At 47.8% G+C, this 21,483-nt stretch carries 20 protein-coding genes; 14 read left to right on the plus strand and 6 right to left on the minus strand.

What is annotated here, in order from left to right:
* Window positions 1–61: 61 nt before the first annotated feature.
* The 3 genes from E2I14_RS11205 to E2I14_RS11215 form a co-directional block, all read right to left on the minus strand.
* A complete protein-coding gene (locus E2I14_RS11205) occupies window positions 62–508 on the minus strand; it encodes a hypothetical protein (RefSeq protein WP_133328496.1) in 447 nt (148 codons plus the stop codon).
* 13 nt (window positions 509–521) lie between these two features.
* Window positions 522–1,487 carry an HpcH/HpaI aldolase/citrate lyase family protein gene (locus E2I14_RS11210; protein ID WP_133328498.1) on the minus strand — a complete coding sequence of 322 codons (966 nt, stop codon included), beginning with the start codon at window positions 1,485–1,487 and terminating at the stop codon, window positions 522–524.
* 193 nt (window positions 1,488–1,680) lie between these two features.
* Complete coding sequence (locus tag E2I14_RS11215) at window positions 1,681–2,670, minus strand: malate dehydrogenase (protein ID WP_133328500.1); 990 nt, start codon at window positions 2,668–2,670, stop codon at window positions 1,681–1,683.
* 343 nt (window positions 2,671–3,013) lie between these two features.
* On the opposite strand from E2I14_RS11215, the gene E2I14_RS11220 reads away from it, so the two are divergent.
* From E2I14_RS11220 to E2I14_RS11285, 14 genes are all read left to right on the plus strand, one after another.
* On the plus strand, window positions 3,014–3,841 hold the full coding sequence (locus tag E2I14_RS11220) for a GntR family transcriptional regulator (RefSeq protein WP_133328502.1): 828 nt from the start codon (window positions 3,014–3,016) through the stop codon (window positions 3,839–3,841).
* 157 nt (window positions 3,842–3,998) lie between these two features.
* Window positions 3,999–4,406 carry a succinate dehydrogenase, cytochrome b556 subunit gene (sdhC, locus tag E2I14_RS11225; RefSeq protein ID WP_133328504.1) on the plus strand — a complete coding sequence of 136 codons (408 nt, stop codon included), beginning with the start codon at window positions 3,999–4,001 and terminating at the stop codon, window positions 4,404–4,406.
* Window positions 4,407–4,772, plus strand: a complete 366-nt coding sequence (sdhD, locus tag E2I14_RS11230) for a succinate dehydrogenase, hydrophobic membrane anchor protein (RefSeq protein WP_133328506.1) — start codon at window positions 4,407–4,409, stop codon at window positions 4,770–4,772. It abuts the gene before it with no gap.
* A gap of 2 nt (window positions 4,773–4,774) precedes the next feature.
* Entirely contained in the window at window positions 4,775–6,577 is a 1,803-nt protein-coding gene (gene sdhA, locus E2I14_RS11235; protein ID WP_406675707.1) for a succinate dehydrogenase flavoprotein subunit, read from the plus strand.
* A 22-nt stretch (window positions 6,578–6,599) separates the two neighbouring features.
* The gene (locus tag E2I14_RS11240; protein ID WP_133328508.1) at window positions 6,600–7,310 is read left to right on the plus strand and encodes a succinate dehydrogenase iron-sulfur subunit; all 711 of its coding nucleotides are present in this window, start codon (window positions 6,600–6,602) and stop codon (window positions 7,308–7,310) included.
* 140 nt (window positions 7,311–7,450) lie between these two features.
* Window positions 7,451–7,732, plus strand: coding sequence for an FAD assembly factor SdhE (locus tag E2I14_RS11245; protein WP_133328510.1), 282 nt, complete (start codon window positions 7,451–7,453; stop codon window positions 7,730–7,732).
* A gap of 60 nt (window positions 7,733–7,792) precedes the next feature.
* The gene (gene gltA, locus E2I14_RS11250) at window positions 7,793–9,094 is read left to right on the plus strand and encodes a citrate synthase (RefSeq protein WP_133328512.1); all 1,302 of its coding nucleotides are present in this window, start codon (window positions 7,793–7,795) and stop codon (window positions 9,092–9,094) included.
* 296 nt (window positions 9,095–9,390) lie between these two features.
* Window positions 9,391–12,246, plus strand: a complete 2,856-nt coding sequence (locus E2I14_RS11255; RefSeq protein ID WP_133328514.1) for a 2-oxoglutarate dehydrogenase E1 component — start codon at window positions 9,391–9,393, stop codon at window positions 12,244–12,246.
* A 110-nt stretch (window positions 12,247–12,356) separates the two neighbouring features.
* Window positions 12,357–13,616 (plus strand): 2-oxoglutarate dehydrogenase complex dihydrolipoyllysine-residue succinyltransferase, encoded by a 1,260-nt coding sequence (gene odhB / locus E2I14_RS11260; protein ID WP_133328516.1) that lies wholly within the window; start codon window positions 12,357–12,359, stop codon window positions 13,614–13,616.
* Window positions 13,617–13,759: 143 nt separating this feature from the next.
* On the plus strand, window positions 13,760–15,181 hold the full coding sequence (lpdA, locus tag E2I14_RS11265; RefSeq protein ID WP_133328518.1) for a dihydrolipoyl dehydrogenase: 1,422 nt from the start codon (window positions 13,760–13,762) through the stop codon (window positions 15,179–15,181).
* 147 nt (window positions 15,182–15,328) lie between these two features.
* The gene (gene zapE, locus E2I14_RS11270; protein WP_133328520.1) at window positions 15,329–16,426 is read left to right on the plus strand and encodes a cell division protein ZapE; all 1,098 of its coding nucleotides are present in this window, start codon (window positions 15,329–15,331) and stop codon (window positions 16,424–16,426) included.
* Window positions 16,413–16,874: a hypothetical protein gene (locus E2I14_RS11275; RefSeq protein WP_133328522.1), complete on the plus strand. Its 462-nt coding sequence runs from the start codon at window positions 16,413–16,415 to the stop codon at window positions 16,872–16,874. Before zapE ends, E2I14_RS11275 begins: the two co-directional genes overlap by 14 nt.
* A 65-nt stretch (window positions 16,875–16,939) precedes the next feature.
* Window positions 16,940–17,509 (plus strand): chromate transporter, encoded by a 570-nt coding sequence (locus tag E2I14_RS11280; RefSeq protein ID WP_133328524.1) that lies wholly within the window; start codon window positions 16,940–16,942, stop codon window positions 17,507–17,509.
* A gap of 4 nt (window positions 17,510–17,513) precedes the next feature.
* The gene (locus E2I14_RS11285) at window positions 17,514–18,092 is read left to right on the plus strand and encodes a chromate transporter (RefSeq protein ID WP_133328526.1); all 579 of its coding nucleotides are present in this window, start codon (window positions 17,514–17,516) and stop codon (window positions 18,090–18,092) included.
* A gap of 14 nt (window positions 18,093–18,106) precedes the next feature.
* Here the strand turns inward: E2I14_RS11285 and E2I14_RS11290 are convergent, their stop codons facing one another.
* Genes E2I14_RS11290 through neuC form a run of 3 tightly spaced genes read right to left on the minus strand, consistent with a single transcriptional unit; the run spans window position 18,107 to window position 21,483 of the window.
* Window positions 18,107–19,153, minus strand: a complete 1,047-nt coding sequence (locus E2I14_RS11290) for a nucleotidyltransferase family protein (protein WP_133328528.1) — start codon at window positions 19,151–19,153, stop codon at window positions 18,107–18,109.
* A 27-nt stretch (window positions 19,154–19,180) separates the two neighbouring features.
* Complete coding sequence (gene neuB, locus E2I14_RS11295) at window positions 19,181–20,272, minus strand: N-acetylneuraminate synthase (protein ID WP_133328530.1); 1,092 nt, start codon at window positions 20,270–20,272, stop codon at window positions 19,181–19,183.
* A complete protein-coding gene (neuC, locus tag E2I14_RS11300) occupies window positions 20,269–21,483 on the minus strand; it encodes a UDP-N-acetylglucosamine 2-epimerase (protein WP_133328531.1) in 1,215 nt (404 codons plus the stop codon). Before neuC ends, neuB begins: the two co-directional genes overlap by 4 nt.

Here is a 21,483-nt window from a genome sequence, read left to right on the forward strand (position 1 = left end):
AGATGTATTAATCAATGCATTACTTAACTAAAAAATTACAGCGCTTTCGTTACATTTGTTGCTATTGGCCAGCAGTTTTACATTCGTTTGCTAATTGTTTTCCATGACGTGAATCTAGCAGCATACCTTTTGTTGGAATGCCGATCCAAACTAGCCCGACTTTTTTATTCTCAAAACGGTTAGCACCTGTTGTGGTTTCCACGCGGGTCAGGCGGAATAAGCGGTTGCGCCAGCGCAGCGCCAAATGGTCGTTGTCGTCGGTATTGGTGTAAATGGTTAAAAAATCATTTAATTCGCAGCGGTATTCGAAGGTCGAGCTGCCGCTGACGTCTTGGGAAGCTTCGTCGTCGTTAGGTATGCCATCTTCGGTTACCGGTGCGACTTTCTTTTTTACGACAGTTTTAGTCGTTGGTGTGGTGGTTGATTGCGCGAAGGCTAATTGATTAGTTAGCAGCAGGGTGGCGCAAAACGACAAACATAAGGTGGTGCAAAGAGCGCTTAATTTCACAAATATCTCCTGTTTAGAGTAGTTCTAACGCGGCATCAGAAAGCGCTAAACCATTGGTTTTGGCACGTTTTAATACCATCCAATAATAGCGATAACTCGCTCGGTCATGCAGACGTCCGTTCAATTGGATTGGTCCCCAAGCGGCTTCTTTTGCTGCCGTTAAAATACTGATTGCTTCTTGTAATTCCGAACTGCGCGGCGATAAGGCCTTGATGATCGGCTTGATTTGGTCTGGGTGAATACTCCACATGCGAGTGTAGCCAAATTCATTGAAAGCGCGTTGTGCGTCGTTCGCCACAATCGAAGTGTCTTTGAATTCGGTCGTCACATTGTGCGCAGCTACTTTGCCGTGTAAATGACAAGCGGCGGCGATCTCTAATTTAGCGCGAATTACCAAAGGATGTGTAAATTGGCCTGGCGTGCGCATGGCATTGCCGGGAATCGCTCCATAATGCGCCGAAACAAAATCCATGATGCCAAATGACAGGCATTCCACTTGTTTTAGCGCAGCGATCTGTTCAACTTGCGCTAATGCGCCGTGGGTTTCAATTAGGACGTGGACTGGAATGGCCGGCAGCCCAGAAAAGTCGCGTTGCAAACTAATTGCTTTGATCGCGCTTTGCAGCTCGGCGAGTGAATGAATCTTAGGAATCACCACATAGGCCAATTTACGGCTGGCACAAATGATGTTGACGTCTTGCGCAAAGAAAGAACTGGACGGCGCGTGCACGCGCACACCGATTCGATTCAATTGATTGTCGTCGCTGTCGATTAATTCCAGAATTTGCCGTGCGTGCTGTTCTTCATTACCTAAGGCTGCGCCATCTTCGCAGTCAAACGTAATATCAAATAGGGTAGTGGATTCTTGTTGCAGTGCCATCGACTTGCGCATGAGCTTTTCGGAGCCCGCATAGTGGTCGCAAACCGGTAGCGATAGAGGTTGAAGTTCGTCTTGGAATAATACGTTGGATGGGTGCATTGTTTGTATGTATAGACTACGCAAACTTGGCGACTTTAGATGACTGAAAATCGCCGCGCTTACGTAGTGGTTTTACATGTTTAATTACATTTAAAATTAACTACTCTAGTCCTTGCGAACTGTTGGCTGGCTTGATCTGGATCAAACCTGTTATTTGCAAACAAAATCCGCAAACAAAAATTCGCAAAATAAATTAGCCAACTAAATGCTTAACGCCTTCACGTTCTTCGGACAATTCTTTCAATGTGACATTGATGCGCTCTTGAGAGAATTCATCGATTGCCAAACCTTGAACGATTTGGTATTCACCGTTTGCAGTCGTTACTGGGAAACCAAAGATTGTGCCCTCTGGAATGCCATACGAACCGTCAGATGGAATACCCATCGTGGTCCATTTACCGTTTGTGCCCAAAACCCAGTCACGTACGTGATCGATTGCCGCATTCGCAGCAGATGCTGCTGAAGACAAGCCGCGCGCTTCGATAATTGCCGCACCGCGCTTACCAACTGTTGGCAGGAATACGTCTTTGTTCCATACGTGATCGTTGATCAAATCTTTGACCGATTGGCCGTCAACAGTTGCGAAACGGTAGTCAGCGTACATTGTTGGAGAGTGGTTACCCCAAACGCATAATTTTTCGATCGCAGCAACTGGCTTGCCGATTTTGGCAGCGACTTGTGACAAGGCGCGGTTATGATCCAAGCGCAACATAGCGGTGAAGTTTTTCGCTGGCAGGTTTGGTGCTGATTTCATGGCGATGTAAGCGTTGGTGTTTGCTGGATTGCCAACAACCAAAACCTTAACGTTGCGTGAAGCAACTGCATCCAAGGCTTTACCTTGAACAGTGAAAATCTGAGCATTGGCTTCGAGCAAATCTTTACGTTCCATGCCTGGGCCACGTGGACGTGCACCAACTAACAAAGCGACGTCGATATCTTTGAACGCTGTCATCGGATCGCTGTGTGCTGTCATTTCTGTCAACAGTGGGAATGCGCAATCGTCGATTTCCATCATCACGCCTTTGAGCGCTTTTTGTGCTTTCTCGTCAGCGATTTCTAATAATTGCAAAATAACTGGTTGATCTTTGCCCAGCATGTCGCCGTTTGCGATGCGGAATAATAAGGCGTAGCCGATTTGTCCGGCGGCGCCGCTTACTGCAACGCGCATAGGTGCTTTAGTCATGTTCGTTCTCCAAAGTGATAAAAAACCAAATTATAAAGATGCCAAAAAACGGTGCGTAGTTTACACCTTAACGATTCGGCACATTATTCTGATGTTCATAAATGACGATTTTAGTGTGCGGGATGAAGATACACTTTATGACAGCGTCTCAAACAATGCCATATAAAATTGACCGAAATATGACGATTAATGCTAAAAATTGTGCGGCCTGATATTTGCTAAGGCGCGAGTTTAGGCGCACATATTCTTTGTGTCAATATATATATCTTATGTCTTATATAAGACATCTTTTTCGCGTTATTTGTCTGGACGATTATTTCGTTTTGTGGTGAAATCTCGGCTTATGAATCCTGACCTGCCAAATTCACCTGTACCAGAGCCCGTTAGTCAAACAGGACTAACGTCGTCTGCTTCGTACACCCAATCCAATTTGGCGCAATCGGCTACGCAACTAGCTCCTACCTTTAGTCCGCTGTATCAGCAAATCAAAGCATTAATTACGCAAAGTCTGCAGTCGGGCGAATGGAAACCTGGCGAGTTGATTCCGAGCGAGGTTGAGCTGGCGGTGCGCTTTAAAGTTAGTCAAGGTACGGTGCGTAAAGCGATTGATGAGCTTTCGGCGGAAAATCTAGTGGTGCGACGTCAAGGTAAAGGAACCTTTGTTGCGACGCATCATGAAGCGCGGGCGCAATTCCGTTTTTTACGCTTGAAGCCAGATGTTGGTATTCAGCAATATCCAAATAACCGGTTTGTCGAAGTAAAACGCATCCGCGCTCCGGCTGAGATCGCAAAATTGCTGGACATTAAGGTTGGTGACTCGGTTGTCTACATTCGACGCGTCCAGTCTTTTGATGGTGTTCCGACGATTTTAGAGGATTTGTGGCTGCCCGGTGCCATCTTCAAAGGCCTCACCGCCGATTTGCTGAATGAGTACAAGGGGCCGATGTACGCTTTATTCGAAACGGAATTCGGAACCCATATGATTCGCGCGTCTGAACAGTTGCGCGCTGTGGCGGCAGATGCGGTGGCTGCTGAGTTGTTAAAAATAGATATTGGTTCACCCCTGTTAAATGTGGAGCGGGTTTCCTACACTTATGGGGATAAGCCGGTGGAGTTTCGCCGCGGGCTGTATTTGACGCTCAATCATCATTACCAAAATGAACTAAGCTGAGTTGAACCGGGGTGTTGCCTGACTTCAAAATTCAGTTCGAGTTAAAATGTTTCTTTAAGATTTATTTTGCGGGTTTGTGGAATAAGTCTTGGTGCGTCGCACAAAATAGGTGAAAATTATGCACCTATGCAATATTTGAAAAAAAGGAGAAGTTTTTATGCCTGAAGCCGCAAAAAATCGGCCGCAGTTTCGTAACATTCATGTTACGCAATTAGCGAATTATCGCCTGCCATTAGCCGGTTTTGTTTCCATCTTGCACCGCATCAGCGGTTTATTGATGTTCGCACTGTTACCATTCATTCTTTATCTACTCGATAACAGTCTCACCTCTGAAAATACCTTTGATTACTTCAAAGGATTTGTTCACTATCCACTCGTTAAACTCATTATTTTGGCCATCGTTTGGGCTTATCTGCACCACTTCTGCGCAGGTATTCGTCACTTAGCGATGGATACGCATCATGGGCTCGATAAAGACTCAGCGCGTAAATCGGCATTAGGCGTTTTCCTGATCAGCATTCCTTTGGCTGCACTGGTTGCCCTGAAATTATTCGGAGTATTTTAAATGGCAAATGACAATATTGGACCAAAGCGCTTAGTCGTTGGCGCGCATTATGGAATGCGCGATTGGTTGGCGCAGCGCGTTACCGCCATCGTGATGGCAATTTACACAGTTATTCTGTTCGTCAAGTTTTTAACCGCCAGCGATTTTAGTTACGTTGGTTGGGCAAGCATGTTTGCCGAACAGTGGTTTAAGTTAGTTACCTTTGTTGTCCTGATGTCCCTGTTCTTCCACGCTTGGGTTGGTGTGCGTGATATCTGGATGGATTATGTTAAGTCGGTTGCATTGCGCTTGACATTGCAAGTTGCCACTATCCTGTGGCTGGTAGGCTGTGCGGCTTGGGCAGCACAAATTTTGTGGAGAGTGTAATCGTGGCTGAGGCTAAATCTACTTCAAGTTCGACTTTGAAATCGAGCATTCCAACTCGTCGTTTTGACGCCGTGATTGTTGGTGCGGGCGGTTCTGGAATGCGTGCTTCATTGCAATTGGCTGAGGCTGGTCTGAATGTGGCGGTTCTCTCGAAAGTATTTCCAACACGTTCGCATACTGTAGCTGCGCAAGGTGGTATCGGTGCATCGCTGGGTAATATGTCCGAAGACAATTGGTACTGGCATATGTTTGATACCGTAAAAGGATCAGACTATTTGGGTGACCAAGACGCCATTGAGTTTATGTGCCGCGAAGCACCAAAAGTGGTGTACGAGTTAGAGCATTTTGGTATGCCATTCGACCGTAATGCAGATGGGACTATTTACCAGCGTCCATTCGGCGGTCACACTGCCAATTTCGGTGAAAAACCAGTTCAGCGCGCTTGCGCCGCAGCCGATCGTACTGGTCACGCATTGTTGCACACGCTGTATCAACGTAACGTTAGCGCACGCACTCAGTTTTTCGTTGAGTGGATGGCGTTAGATATTATTCGCAACGAAGAAGGCGACGTTTTGGGTGTGATTGCACTGGAAATGGAAACCGGCGAATTGATGATTTTAGAAGGTAAGACGACGATTTTCGCAACCGGTGGAGCAGGGCGTATTTGGGCCGCTTCAACTAACGCGTTTATCAATACCGGTGACGGTATGGGTATGGCCGCTCGCGCTGGCTTGCCGTTGGAAGATATGGAATTCTGGCAATTCCACCCAACCGGGGTTGCTGGCGCAGGTGTGTTGATTACCGAAGGCGTACGTGGTGAAGGCGGGATTTTGGTCAATTCCGAAGGTGAGCGCTTCATGGAGCGTTATGCTCCAACACTGAAAGACTTGGCTCCGCGCGATTTCGTATCTCGTTCCATGGATCAAGAGATCAAAGAAGGTCGCGGTTGTGGTCCAAACAAAGATCACGTCATGCTGGATCTGCGTCACATCGGTGCTGAAACCATCGAAAAGCGTTTGCCATCGATTTTGGAAATTGCACATAAGTTTGCCAACGTTGATGCGACCAAAGAACCAATCCCAGTTGTGCCGACTATCCATTATCAAATGGGCGGTATTCCCACCAATATTCATGGTCAAGTTGTTGTTCCTAAAGACGGCAATTCCAGCGCGGTAGTTAATGGTATGTACGCGATTGGTGAATGCGCTTGCGTTTCGGTTCACGGTGCAAATCGTTTAGGTACGAACTCCTTGTTGGACTTGCTGGTATTCGGTCGTGCCGCAGGTAATCACATCATCGCAGCTGACTTGAAATCGCAAGAACACAAGCCATTGCCAGCTAACGCAGCGGATAAAACCTTGGCTCGTTTGAATGCCTTGGAAAACAGCTCAGGCACGGAAAAAGTGCAAGACGTGGCGAACGCAATTCGTAGCACTATGCAGCGCTATTGCGGCGTGTTCCGCACGGATGAATTGCTGCAACAAGGCTACAAAGAAATCATGACTTTGGCTGAGCGTTGCAAACATGTTTCCTTCAAAGACAAATCCAAAGTATTCAACACTGCACGTGTAGAAGCGCTGGAATTGGATAATTTGATCGAAACAGCAAAAGCAACCATCACCTCAGCGGCAGCGCGTAAAGAATCCCGTGGCGCCCATGCCCACCGTGATTTTGAACACCGCGACGATGAAAACTGGATGAAGCACACTTTGTGGTATTCCGAAGGGAATCGCTTGGAATACAAACCAGTTCAAACTAAGCCGTTGACTGTGGATACATTCAAACCAAAACCACGTACATTTTAAAAAGAACACCAAAAGGTAGAACATGGCACGTACTTTAAAATTTCAAATTTACCGCTACGATCCTGATAAGGATGCGAAGCCGTACATGCAAGACTTAACTGTTGAGTTACAAGACACCGATAAGATGTTGCTCGATGCATTGCAACGTATCAAAGCGGATGTTGATGATTCCTTGTCATTGCGTCGTTCATGCCGTGAAGGTGTGTGCGGTTCGGATGCGATGAATATTAACGGCAAAAACGGTTTGGCTTGCACCACTAACCTCAATGAGTTGACCCAACCTATCGTGTTGCGTCCATTGCCTGGCTTGCCTGTGATTCGCGATTTGATCGTGGACATGACGCAATTCTTCAAGCAATACAACTCAATCAAGCCATTCTTGATTAACGATTCGATCCCACCGGAGAAAGAGCGTTTGCAGTCTCCTGAAGAGCGCGAAGAGTTGGACGGTTTGTACGAATGTATTTTATGCGCCTGCTGCTCAACATCCTGCCCATCTTTCTGGTGGAATCCGGATAAATTCGTTGGCCCAGCTGGTTTGTTGCAAGCCTATCGTTTCATCGCCGATTCTCGCGACGAAGCAACGGGCGAGCGTTTGGATAATTTAGAAGATCCATATCGTTTATTCCGCTGCCATACGATTATGAATTGCGTTGATGTTTGCCCTAAAGGTCTCAATCCAACGAAGGCAATTGGTAAGATTAAAGAGTTAATGGTACGTCGCGCCGTGTAATAGCGTTAGTACCGATTTGTAGTATGTGCAGTAATAGTAATGAATGAGCGGTGGCGCGTTAGGTGATGCCGCTCATTTATTCGATGCGCTCGTTGAGGTCAATGTAGAGACTTTTTGACCTGCATCAAATAAGGAATTGTATGTCTACCGCTAATGTAATCAACCATCAGCTCGATCCAGTCAAGCGCGCTCGTTTGCGCTGGCGTGCGCGTCGAGGATTGTTGGAAAACGATTTGATTTTGACCCGATTTCTTGACGCCCATGAGGAAACATTAACCGACGATGAAGTCGATGCATTTACCAAACTCATGGAATTGTCCGATAACGATTTAATGAGCCTAATGCTGGAACGCACCGAGCCTACCGGTGAATTAGATATGCCCTCTGTTCACGCCCTGATGCAGCGCTTGCGGGTCGCCTGAACAAATCTTATTTTTTTGAACCATTCGATTAACGACTCACCCCTCAAAGAAGGAAGAGCCATGACTAACTCAGAAGTTAAAGCTACCCTATCATTTTCCGACGGTTCTACACCATTGGAATTGCCTATTTATAAAGGTACAGTTGGACCTGACGTAATTGACATTCGTAAGCTGTACGGCGCGACCGGCATGTTTACGTATGACCCAGGTTTTATGTCCACTGCCTCATGCAATTCAGCGATCACTTATATTGATGGCGACAAAGGTGAGTTGTTGTATCGCGGTTACCCGATTGAACAATTGGCGGCCAAAGGCGACTTCCTCGAATCCTGCTACTTGTTATTGAATGGCGAATTGCCAAATCAAGCGCAAAAAGATGAATTTGTGTACACAGTTTCGCGTCACACAATGGTTCATGAGCAAATGCAATTCTTCTTCCGCGGCTTCCGCCGTGATGCGCATCCGATGTCGGTATTGGTGGGAACAGTCGGTGCCTTAGCATCGTTCTACCACGATTCATTGGATATCAACGACCCACGTCACCGCGAAGTGTCCGCAATTCGCTTGATCGCGAAAATGCCAACATTGGTGGCAATGGCATATAAATACTCGATCGGACAACCATTTGTTTATCCAAAAAATGAATTGTCCTTCAGCGCTAACTTCATGCACATGATGTTCTCGACTCCGTGCGAAGAATACAAAGTCAACGACGTGTTAGTGCGCGCCTTAGACCGTATTTTGATTTTGCACGCAGATCACGAGCAAAATGCATCGACGTCAACTGTCCGTTTGGCGGGTTCGTCAGGTGCGAATCCGTTCGCATGTATCGCTGCTGGTATTGCGTGTTTGTGGGGTCCAGCACACGGCGGCGCTAATGAAGCGGCATTATCGATGTTGGAAGAAATCGGTAGCGTCGATAATATTCCTGAGTTCATTCGTCAAGTTAAAGATAAAAACTCCGGCGTGAAATTGATGGGCTTTGGTCATCGTGTGTACAAAAACTACGATCCACGCGCTAAATTAATGCGTGAAACTTGCTACGAAGTGTTGGCTGAACTCGGTTTGGAAAACGATCCATTGTTTAAATTGGCAATGGCATTAGAAAAAATCGCGTTGGAAGACGAATACTTCGTAACCCGTAAGCTGTATCCAAACGTCGATTTCTACTCCGGTATCGTTCAACGCGCTTTAGGTATTCCAACCGCCTTGTTCACTGGTATCTTTGCAATGGCGCGTACCATTGGATGGGTCGCACAGTGGAAAGAGATGATTTCAGACCCTGAGCAAAAAATTGGCCGCCCACGTCAATTGTTTATCGGTGAGAAAACACGTACCGTTAAACCGATTGAACAGCGTTAATAGTAAATTGGCATTGTTTTCGTAGTTTTATAAAAAGCGAGTTCTTCGGACTCGCTTTTTTGATTTGAAACTGTGCTATGCTTTGACCCTTAGAATTTTGGAACTAAATAGAATTTATTTGTATTAGAGTGCTGCGTAGTCTAAGTTGATTTAGGTAGTACTTTAACGATTTAAAGACTAGTATTCCTCAAGCCCTTCCCCACAACTTGATGTGCAATCCGCTAACCGGTCAGGCCGTGTCGCGGAAGGTTAGATTAACCCGCTAATCTCGCGAAACGCGAAGAAAGGTGAGCAAGATGATGCAAGAATTTAATGCCAACTCATATTTGTTTGGCGGCAATGCCCCCTACGTAGAAGAACTCTACGAGGCGTACCTCAATAATCCGGGTTCCGTTCCGGAAAACTGGCGCTCCTATTTTGATGCTGTGCAAAATGTACCGGCCGTGGATGGTTCATCCAAGCCTGACGTTGCGCATGCTCCAGTTATTGCTTCCTTTGCAGAACGTGCGAAAAGTGGTCCTATTCGTGTTGTGTCGGCTTCTGCTGATGCGGAAATGGGTCGCAAACGTACCGCTGTTCAGCAAATTATTGCTGCCTACCGTTTCTTGGGTACCCATTGGGCGAACTTAGATCCGCTGCAACGCCAAGAACGTCCTTTGATTCCTGAGTTGGATCCTGCATCTTACGGTCTCACTGATGCTGATATGGATATTAAATTCAATATCAGCAACACTTACTTCGGACCAGAAACATCGTCGCTGCGCGACTTGATGAATTCCCTACGTGATACCTATTGCCGTTCTATCGGTGCAGAGTTCATGTACATCAGCAATCCGATCGAAAAGCGTTGGTTGCAACAAAAACTCGAATCAATCCGCTCAACACCTAACTTTACTGCTGAGAAGAAAAAACACATTCTCGAACGCTTAACAGCGGCAGAAGGTTTAGAGCGCTATTTACATACACGTTATGTTGGTCAAAAGCGTTTCTCGCTCGAAGGCGGTGAAAGCTTTATCGCTTCGATGGATGAAGCAATCCAACGCGCTGGCGAATTCGGCGTGCAAGAAATCGTTATCGGTATGGCGCATCGTGGCCGTTTGAACGTATTGGTGAATACTTTGGGCAAAATGCCACAAGAGTTATTCGCTGAGTTTGAAGGTAAGCACGGTGATGATTTGCCAGCTGGCGACGTTAAATACCATCAAGGTTTCTCGTCCGATATTTCGACCCCAGGCGGCCCAATCCACCTGTCCTTAGCATTCAACCCATCGCATCTCGAAATCGTTAACCCAGTGGTTGAAGGTTCGGTTCGCGCGCGTATTGAGCGTCGTGGCGATGGCGGAAGCGCGCAAGTGTTACCAATCTTGGTACATGGTGACGCGGCGTTTGCAGGGCAGGGCGTTGTGATGGAAACCTTGAACTTGGCGCAAACTCGCGGCTACGGTACTGGCGGTACATTGCATATCGTGATTAACAATCAAATCGGTTTCACGACTTCCGATCCGCGCGATTCACGTTCGACGTTGTATTGCTCAGACGTTGTTAAGATGATCGAAGCGCCAGTTCTGCACATTAATGCCGATGATCCTGAAGCCGTTGTTTTGGCAACGCAAATCGCGATTGATTATCGTCGTGAATTCAAAAAAGACATCGTGCTCGACATCATTTGCTACCGCAAACTCGGTCACAATGAGCAAGATACACCGGCATTAACTCAGCCATTGATGTACAAGAAGATCGGCCAACATCCAGGCACACGTAAGTTGTATGCCGATAAGTTGGTTACCCAAGGCACGATTCCTGCCACCGGCGGTGATGACATGGTCAAGGAATACCGCGCTGCGATGGATGCGGGTAAATTGGCGCACGATCCAGTTATCACTAACTTCAAAAACAAGTTTGCCGTTGATTGGATTCCATTCTTAAATCGTAAATGGACCGATGCAGCCGATACGGCTGTGCCAATGACGGAATTAAAACGTTTAGCACAACGCATCACGACAATTCCAGAAACCTTCAAACCACATAGCTTGGTTGAAAAAGTATTGGCCGATCGCGCTGCAATGGGTCGCGGAGAAATCAACCTCGACTGGGGTATGGGCGAACATTTATCATTTGCTTCGTTGGTCGCTTCAGGCTACGCCGTGCGTATTACTGGTCAAGATGCTGGTCGCGGTACCTTTGTTCATCGCCACGCGGTATTGCACGATCAAAACCGTGAGCGTTGGGATTCAGGCACGTATGTTCCGCTGCAAAACGTCTCCGAAGGTCAAGCACCGTTCCGCGTCATCGATTCCGTGTTGTCGGAAGAAGCGGTACTCGGTTTTGAATACGGTTACTCCTCCGCAGAACCAAACGCGTTGACGATTTGGGAAGCCCAGTTTGGTGACTTCGTCAATGGCGCGCAAGTTGTTATCGACCAATTCATTAGCTCAGGCGAAGTGAAATGGGGTCGCGCATCTGGTCTGACCATGATGCTGCCGCACGGTTACGAAGGCCAAGGCCCAGAGCATTCATCGGCTCGTCCAGAACGCTTCTTGCAACTGTGTGCTGACAACAATATGCAAGTGGTTCAGCCAACAACGGCAGCACAAATTTTCCATTTGTTGCGTCGTCAAATGATTCGTCCGTTTAGAAAGCCATTGGTTATCCTGACGCCAAAATCTTTGCTGCGTAATAAAGATGCCGGTTCACCGCTGACTGATTTAGCTAAAGGCGGCTTCCATACCGTGATTGGCGAAGTGGATGACAAGATTGATCCGAAGAAAGTCAAACGTATCATCGCTTGCTCAGGAAAAATCTACTACGACTTAGTCAATGCTCGTAAAGAACGCGCACAAACTGATGTGGCCATTATTCGTATCGAACAGTTGTATCCGTTCCCACATAAGAGCTTCTCGGCTGAATTGAAAAAATTCCCTAACTTCACAGAATTAATGTGGACGCAAGACGAGCCTCAAAACCAAGGTGCTTGGTTCCAAATCCAGCACAACATTTTTGAATCGTTGGAAGAAGGTCAGAAGTTGGCGTATGCAGGTCGCCCAGCTAGCGCATCACCGGCTGTTGGTTACTACGATAAGCACTACGCGCAGTTGAAAGCGCTCATTGATACAGCATTTAGCAAGGTTAAAGGTTTTGTCCTAACCAGATAATGGCGAAAGTTGGGCTGTCGGCATTGCGCCTGCAGCCCAATTTGCACAATTTACATCGTACGCACGCTACAAAATTGGTTAGTGCGACAAACTAGATTACGGAGAATTTTATGGCAATCGTTGAAGTTACAGTTCCTCAACTATCAGAATCAGTGGCCGAAGCAACCTTGTTGCAGTGGCATAAAGATGTCGGCGCATCCGTTGCGCGTGACGAAAATTTGATCGACGTTGAGACCGATAAAGTCGTGTTGGAATTACCAGCACCGCAAGCAGGTGTGATTACCCAAATCATCCGACCAAACGGCAGTACCGTTGTGGCTGGTGAAGTGATCGCTTTGATCGATACCGAAGCAACTGCATCAGCAGGCGCAGCGCCAGCGCCAGCGGCTGCAGCATCAGCGCCAGCAGCGTCAGCTCCAGCAGCAGTGAGCGCGCCGGCAAGTGCATCCAAAGCGGATGTGGCGATGCCAGCAGCAGCTAAAATTTTAGCTGAAAACAATTTGTCCGCTGGTCAGGTTGCTGGCACAGGTAAAGACGGTCGCGTTACTAAAGGCGACGCATTAGCCGCTGTTGCTGCGCCTAAAGCGCCAGCAGTTGCACCGTTAGCCGCAGCGCCTGCAAAAGCGGCGTTGGCACAAGTGGCTGCGCCAGCCGGCGCCGATTTGGGTGATCGCCCTGAAGAACGCGTACCAATGAGCCGTTTGCGCGCTCGTATTGCGGAACGTTTAGTGCAATCGCAATCCACTAACGCCATCTTGACGACGTTCAATGAAGTCAATATGCAGCCAGTGCTGGATTTGCGTAACAAGTACAAAGACAAGTTTGAAAAAGAACACGGCGTTAAATTGGGCTTCATGTCCTTCTTCGTCAAAGCCGCTGTCGCCGCGTTGAAAAAATACCCAATCATCAATGCCTCAGTTGATGGCAACGACATCGTTTATCATGGCTATTTTGATATCGGTATCGCGGTTGGTTCGCCACGTGGTTTAGTGGTACCAATTTTGCGCAACGCCGATCAAATGTCGATCGCTGATATTGAAAAGAAAATTGGTGAATTCGGTGTGAAAGCTAAAGAAGGTAAATTAACGTTAGATGATTTAACTGGCGGTACTTTCTCGATCTCAAACGGTGGTACTTTTGGTTCGATGTTATCAACGCCAATTATCAATCCACCACAATCGGCAATCTTGGGTGTGCACGCCACCAAAGACCGCGCTGTGGTTGAAAATGGTCAAATCGTGATTCGCCCAATGAACTACTTAGCGATGTCCTACGATCACCGTATCATCGACGGCCGCGAAGCCGTATTGGGTTTAGTGGCAATGAAAGAAGCGTTAGAAGATCCAGCACGTTTGTTATTGGATCTGTAATCTAAACTCCATGAGCGCAGCGCATGTTTTGATGTCACCCATCAAACGGCGCTGCCTTTTTAGTTTTAGGCATTGAAATTTTTAAGCATTTAAGAGCGTTTGCACAACGAACGCACACTTAAAATCAACTAAGAGAATTCGCTATGAGTAAACAATTTGATGTGGTCGTCATTGGTGGCGGTCCTGGCGGTTATATCGCCGCAATTCGCGCAGCGCAACTGGGTTTTTCGGTTGCCTGTATCGATGAATGGAAAAATGAAAAAGGCGGTCCAGCCCCCGGTGGCACTTGCACCAACGTGGGTTGCATTCCATCAAAAGCATTGCTGCAATCGTCCGAGCACTATGAGCACGCAGGTCACGCTTTTGCTGAACACGGTATTCAAGTATCTGGTTTAAAACTCGACTTGGCGCAAATGAAAAAGCGCAAAGATACGATTGTTAAACAAAATAACGACGGCATTTTGTATTTGTTCAAAAAGAATAAAGTGACTTTCTTCCACGGTCGCGGCGCGTTTGTTAGCGCGAAAGACGGCGTGTATGAAATCAGCGTAACAGATGCCGACAACGTCACGGCAAAGCACGTCGTCATCGCCACCGGCTCCAATGCGCGCGCATTGCCTGGCACACCGTTTGATGAAGAACTGATTTTGTCCAATACCGGCGCGTTAGACATCAATGCCGTACCAAAGAAATTGGGCGTGATCGGCGCTGGCGTGATTGGCTTGGAAATGGGTAGCGTGTGGCGTCGTTTGGGTTCTGAAGTCACCGTGTTGGAAGCATTGCCAACCTTCTTGGGCGCAGTCGATGAACAGATCGCTAAAGAAGCGCACAAACTCATGTCGAAACAAGGTTTGGCGATTAACTTAGGCGTGAAGATCGGCAAGATCACTACCGCTAAAAAAGGCGTTACCGTTGAATACGCCGACGCAGCCGGCGCAGAACATAAAGCCGAATTCGATAAGTTAATCATCTCGATTGGCCGCACACCAAACACCATCGGATTAAATACCGAAGCAGTTGGCTTGCAATTGGATGAGCGCGGTTTCGTCGCGGTGGATGGCGATTGCAAAACCAATTTACCTAACGTTTGGGCGGTTGGTGACGTGGTTCGCGGTCCAATGTTGGCGCATAAAGCCGAAGAAGAGGGCGTTGCAGTTGCTGAGCGTATCGCAGGTCAACACGGTCACGTGAACTTCAACACGATTCCTTGGGTAATTTACACTTCCCCAGAAATCGCTTGGGTTGGCCGCACCGAACAGCAATTAAAAGCCGATGGCGTGGCGTACAAAGCCGGTACTTTCCCATTCTTGGCTAACGGTCGTGCTCGTGCTCTGGGCGACACCAACGGTATGGTGAAGTTTTTAGCTGATGCGGTGACCGATGAAATCTTAGGCGTACACATCATCGGCCCAGTAGCATCCGAGTTGATTGCGGAAGCCGTTGTTGCGATGGAATTCAAAGCATCGGCCGAAGATATCGCTCGTATTTGTCACGCGCATCCGTCCTTGTCAGAAGCCACCAAAGAAGCTGCATTAGCAGTCGATAAACGCGCTCTGAATTTCTAATTTGACTGGTTGGGCTAAGGATCAATTAGCCCACCTTGCTCAACGCATTACAGGGCTAAATTGCGGCTGATTTAGCCCTAGTTATTAGCTAATGATTGAGCCGATAATCCATCAGCTCAAGCTACTTAGCGACATTGTGGATTGCCTATGAATGTAGTGGAGTTCTACCAGCACGCGCTCGACGAGCGTGGTTTTACCGCCGATGACGCACAGTTTCGCGCGGTAGAGCGGCTGCAAGCGGCCTTTGATGAATGGGTCGCTTATAAAAGTCGTCGCACCAACAAACTAATGCGTCTGATTAATCCACCTGAAGTGCCACGCGGCGTGTATATGTGGGGCGGGGTTGGACGCGGTAAATCTTTTTTGATGGATAGCTTTTACAGCGTCGTGCCGATTCAACGCAAAACTCGGATTCATTTTCACGAATTTATGCGCGGGATACACCAGCAGCTCGATGAACTCAAGGGCGTTGCCAATCCACTCGACATCGTGGCGCAAAAAGTCGCCAAAAAATACCGTCTGATTTGTTTCGATGAGTTTCATATCTCTGACGTGGCCGACGCCATGATCATGTACAACTTGCTGTCGGCCTTATTTGCCAACGGCGTGTCGTTCATCATGACATCCAATTATCAGCCCGACACTTTGTACCCCGATGGACTGCATCGTGACCGTTTGCTGCCAACGATTAAATTGCTCAAAGAGCGCTTGGACGTGATGAATGTCGATTCGGGCAACGATTACCGCAAACGCAGTTTGGAGCAAGCGCAAGTCTATTTGACGCCGTTAAATGCGAACACAGCGGCGGCGCTGCGCAAAACCTACACCAGCATTGCAGAAACAGCCGACCAAGAACCGGTGCTACGCATTGAGTCGCGCGAAATCCGCGCACTGCGTCGTGCTGGCAGCATTATTTGGTTTGATTTCGCCACGCTCTGTGGAGGACCCCGTTCACAAAACGATTACCTAGAAATTGCCAGCCAATTCCATACCGTGATATTGTCTGACATCCCTCGTATGTCGGCCTCCATGTCGTCCGAAGCGCGCCGCTTTACCTGGTTAATTGACGTGTTTTATGATCATAAAATTAAGCTTTTTATGTCGGCCCAAGTGCCGGCTGAAGAGCTGTACACCGAAGGCACTTTATCCAATGAATTTCACCGCACCGTTTCGCGCATTATTGAAATGCAATCGCAAGACTACTTGGACACCCAATCCAGAGATGCTGCGGATGAACTGGTTTAAATTGGTTCTCGCCAGTAGCTTAGTTGCGCTGTGTTCGGCGTGCGCATCGACCAAGCCGCTAGTTGATACCAATGTGACGATTCATTTTCCGTCTTCTGATCCGATCACCAGCGTCACGCAAGCCGACTCGGTATCGGATGACGTTACCTTGGCGCGCTCGCAGATTGATTGGCGTTTTAAACAAAAAGAGCAGATTTGCTACGACAGATTTTTCGTCAATTCTTGCTTAATAGACGCCAAAAAAGAACGCCACGATGATTTAGCTGTTGTGAAAAAAAGTGAAGTCGCCGCGAATTATTTCAAGCGGAAAAACAATGTGGAAGAGATGGACAGAGCGCTAGTAGAAAAGAATTTAGCGCACCCATTGCCCGATCAAACGCCAAACACAACCACTAGTCCGAGCGCAGACCAAGTGACGCCAGCAGATTCAACTAACGCCATAAAATAAATTGATCGCCATCCGACGCTAGCTCATCCGATGGCGATAGTTAGCGGTTATTCCCCACCCTCGATATGTCCGCACAACATTCTTCACCGCGCTCGCCGCTCGATTTATTTGTTTCCTTTACCCTAATTGCTTTGCAAGGATTTGGTGGCGTGTTGGCGATTGTGCAGCGTGAGATTGTTGAGAAAAAATGTTGGCTGACTCCCGAAGAATTTGTTGAAGAATGGGCGGTGGCGCAAATTATGCCCGGCCCAAATGTCGTCAACCTGTCATTAATGATAGGCGCGCGTCATTTTGGTTTGCGCGGCGCTTTGGCGGCCTTGGCGGGCATGTTGGTGCTGCCACTCTTGATCGTTTTACTCCTGGGAATTCTCTACACCGAATTTGCCCATCATCCCGGCGTTGTAGGTGCGATGCGCGGCATGGGGGCGGTGGCGGCAGGCTTAATCATTGCAACGGGCCTAAAGATGTTTGCCGGATTGGCGCACAATCCGTTGGGCAAAGCGCTGTCTGGATTTTTTGGTGTGGCTTGTTTTGCGGGCATCGCGCTATTCCATGTTTCGCTGCCGATTGTGCTGCTCGGTTTAGGTTTGCCTGCATGTATTTTGGTGTATCGCAAACTGAGATTGAGCCGGTAAATCAATGGAAGCAACGACACTCATTACATTGCAGTGGTCAGATTGGTGGCAACTGTTCCAGCATTTTATTGGCTTATCCATGCTCTCGGTTGGGGGCGCGATTTCTACTTTGCCCGAAATGCACCGGTTTTTGGTCGAACAACATCATTGGTTAAGCGAAGCGCAATTTACCGCGTCGGTGGCGATTGCCCAAGCAGCGCCGGGTCCAAACGTGCTGTTTATTGCGCTATTGGGTTGGAATATTGGCGTTAATGCGGGTGGCTATTTGACTGGAATGTTGGGTGTGTTGATTTGTATGTTCGGTATTTTGTTACCGAGTACTTCGTTAACTTATCTAGCGGCGGGTTGGTTAGGGCGCAATGCTGGTATGCCTGCAGTGCGCGCGTTTAAACAAGGTTTGGCACCGATAGTAATTGCCCTGTTAATTGCAACCGGTTGGATTATGGCGAGCGCGCATCCAGCAGGCGAATGGCATCTTTGGTTGGTGACGATGGTGGCGTCAATCTTGATTTGGCGCACACGCATTCATATGTTGTGGCTCATCTTTGCTGGCGCATTGTTGGGCTGGTTCGGTTTTATTTAACGGCGCTGCATTACTTAGTTTTCTGCCACACCGTTAGCTCGTTTTAAATCGGCTGGGCGCCCAACGTCTATCCAATCCTCTTCCGAAAAATGGGTCGCCACGATTTTATTTTCTTGTAAAAGACTGGCAAATAAATCGGTCATCATAAAAAACTGATTCGGTGGCACGAGATTTAAAACACCCGGACTTAAGACGTAAATTCCAAGATTGATCAAAATATCCAAGGCAGGTTTTTCTTCAAGGCGCAGCAATTTCCCCGATTGTTGATGCACCACGCCATACGGAACTTCGTGTCGATAATGTCCGACCGAAATGGTCGCGTCAGCATTGTATTCGCTATGGCAGGCCAAGATTCCTTGTACATCCAAGCGCGTCACTTGATCGCCGTTTAACACAATAATTGGATGCTCTAAATCTTTGGGTAGCAGGCTTAACGCGCCGCCCGTGCTCAACTCAGTCGTTTCGCGCAGGTATTCAATTTCGCAGCCAAAATCACTGCCGTCGCCAAAATGTTCTTCGATCATATGCCCCAAATAATTGATCGAAATAAAAATAGTGCGTATGCCATTGCCGACTAAATTTAAAATGATGCGCTCCAAGATGGGGCGACCGGCGACTTTGACCATGGGCTTCGGGCAGTTTTCAGTATAAGGCCGCAGCCGCGTCCCTTTCCCGCCCGCCATGATGACCGCCGCATTGGGCCGAGTGGGCGTGCCGATAATCTCTTCCAAAAAATGCATGCCCAATAAATGTTTATTTTTATCGACTACTGGAACATGCCGAATCCGCAATGCCTTCATCAAATCCAACACGGCGGCGCGGTCGGTTTTGAGCGGAACGGAAATGAAGTTGCGGCTCATTACTTTCGCAGCCGGTGATTGCATTGTTAAGCCACCCAATAAGCCGCGTCGGATATCCCCATCTGTGATGACGCCGATGATGGCGTGCTCAGGGCTGGCTACCATCACAACTTCACGCCAGTTTTTTTCGATGGCGGTCATGGCGTCGCCGATATTGGCTGTGTCAGGGATAACGAGCCGTTCGAGATCTTGGGTAAGCATGATTTATGTCCGCTTTCTCACAATTAATTATTGGTTTTGCCTTGGAAAGACGTTTGCTTCTGCCAGTGCGAGTGCTGAATCGTTGGCCCCAGCGGTTTCAACTTGCATGAAATCGCTCCACTGAAATGCGGTATCTATTAACACGGGCTGAATCAATTTTTTTCCAATGACGAGATCTAAATGCTCGACATAAATACCAACGTTAGCTCGCTTAAATTCAATATCGGACGGGTTTAATACATGTCCGATTGGCAGATTTTTTATTGCGGTTAGTCGTTTGCGTACCACTGTTTTGGTTACTTGCTCTGAACTGTTGGGACGCTTAATTCCGTCGCCCATCGCTAATTCAATGCGTCGGATGGCGGTGACCATTTCGGTTAATTCTTGTGGATTTAATGAGGCAAGATGGTCTGGGCCGGGCATATTTTTGTCGAGCGTAAAGTGCTTCTCGATGACTGTGGCCCCCAAAGCCACGGCGGCGATTGGCACTTCAATTCCCAGCGTGTGATCGGAATAGCCGATCTCGGTTTTAAACGCATTCTTTAACGTGAGCATGGCGCTCAAGTTGACTTGCTCCATCGGACAAGGGTAGTTGGTGGTGCAATGCAATAGCGTGATCGGCGCGCTACTAATGGCTTGAATCGTTGCGACTGCAGTTTCGATTTCACCTAAATAAGACATGCCGGTCGATAAAATCATCGGCTTATTCTTGCTCGCAATCTGACGGAGGTAAGGTAAATTATTGACCTCGCCTGAACCAATTTTGATGATGGGCATTTGAAGCACATCGATTAAAAAATCCAAGCTTTCTGATTCGTCTGGAGTGGATAGAAATAAAATTCCGCGCTTCTTACAATGCCGTTGTAATTCGCTAAATTGCTCGTACGATAGTTCTAAGCGCTTCACTAACTCAAACTGCGATGCTTCGCCAGCGACGTTATTTTTTTGGTAGTCGGCAGTTGCAGCAGATTTGGTGATGATTTTTTCGGTCTTAAATGTCTGAAATTTAACCGCATCCGCGCCAGCACGTTGAGCCGCGTCAATGAGCGCAAATGCGGTATTGATATCGCCGTTATGGTTGACGCCGGCCTCAGCGATAATAAATACAGGCGCTGTCATTTGAACTCCTTTAACAACGAATTCCAGTCAAGCGAATTCACTTCAATCACAAAGTTTTTAGACAACAGCTTGTCCTGCGGCAGGGTAGTAAGTGCTGTGTTCAGAGCGCTAACAATGCGCTCCGAATTACGTCCGTCGCGATAAGGATCATAGGGATTTTCTGGCCGGTCTGGCGCGGGGTGCGCCAGCACGTGAGCGATCGCGTCCTTAATGTCAGTGGCGTCATAGTTGGTATGAATCACACTGGCGGCTGACATTCTGCCTTTTTGACGGTTGCCGATATTAATAGCGGGGATATTAAACGAGGCCGCTTCGGTAAGTCCGCTGGATGAATTGCCGATAACCAGTTTGGCGCGACGCATGACCGCCAAATAATTTTTACTGCCAAAATGCGCTACGAAGCGGCAGTTCTTCCTTGCTTCAATAAACGCTTGAATACGTTGAGTGATGATTTCGGCGTCTTTCTCAGATGCCGGTGCGGTAAAAATTATTAACTCATCGGGGAATAAATCTAAGGCGGCTAAGAGTCCATTAATTTGTTCTTGCACTGATGTGTTGAGGTCTAATGTGGACGGATGGTAGGTCACTAAAATCGGTCTGGCGGTGACAGCAATATCGAATTGTTTTTGTATTTCATCAGCGCTTGCATAGTCGTTGCTATGTATCGAATCCAAGCCACATTCACCGCAAATAGTAATACGCCAATCTTCTTCGCCCATCGCGCTGACGTTGCGCGCATAGGTGGCATTTCCCACAAAGTGTAAATGCGCTAATTTAGTGTGCGCGTGACGGATGCTGTCGTCGATCGCGCCTGCCGTTATTTCGCCACCGCTGATATGCGCGATGGGAATGTTAAACAGGAAGGCCGCAATGCTAATGGCAAATAATTCCCAACGGTCGCCTAAAACAACGATTGCGTCGTAATGCTGCTGTGCGAACCAGTCAGCCAATTGAGCTTGTGCCGCAGAAATTGCCTGCATGCGCGATTGCTCAGTGGTACCGCGCAATCCAAATGCGATGGGGACGATACGAAGCGGTAAATCCTTAACATATTGTTCTATTTCAGTTGCACTTTGGTATAGCTGCTGTTGGTGCAAACTCGCGACTAACAGGTCTAGATCAAACGCAGTCGAACACAAGCCAATCAGTCGGCGCAGCGGACCGAAATCGGAGCGGGATGAAGTGAAAATAGCGACTTTTTTGGGCGACAT

The sequence above is a fragment of the Sapientia aquatica genome (genome assembly GCF_004358105.1).
In the GTDB taxonomy this organism is placed as follows: Bacteria; Pseudomonadota; Gammaproteobacteria; order Burkholderiales; family Burkholderiaceae_D; genus Solimicrobium; species Solimicrobium aquaticum.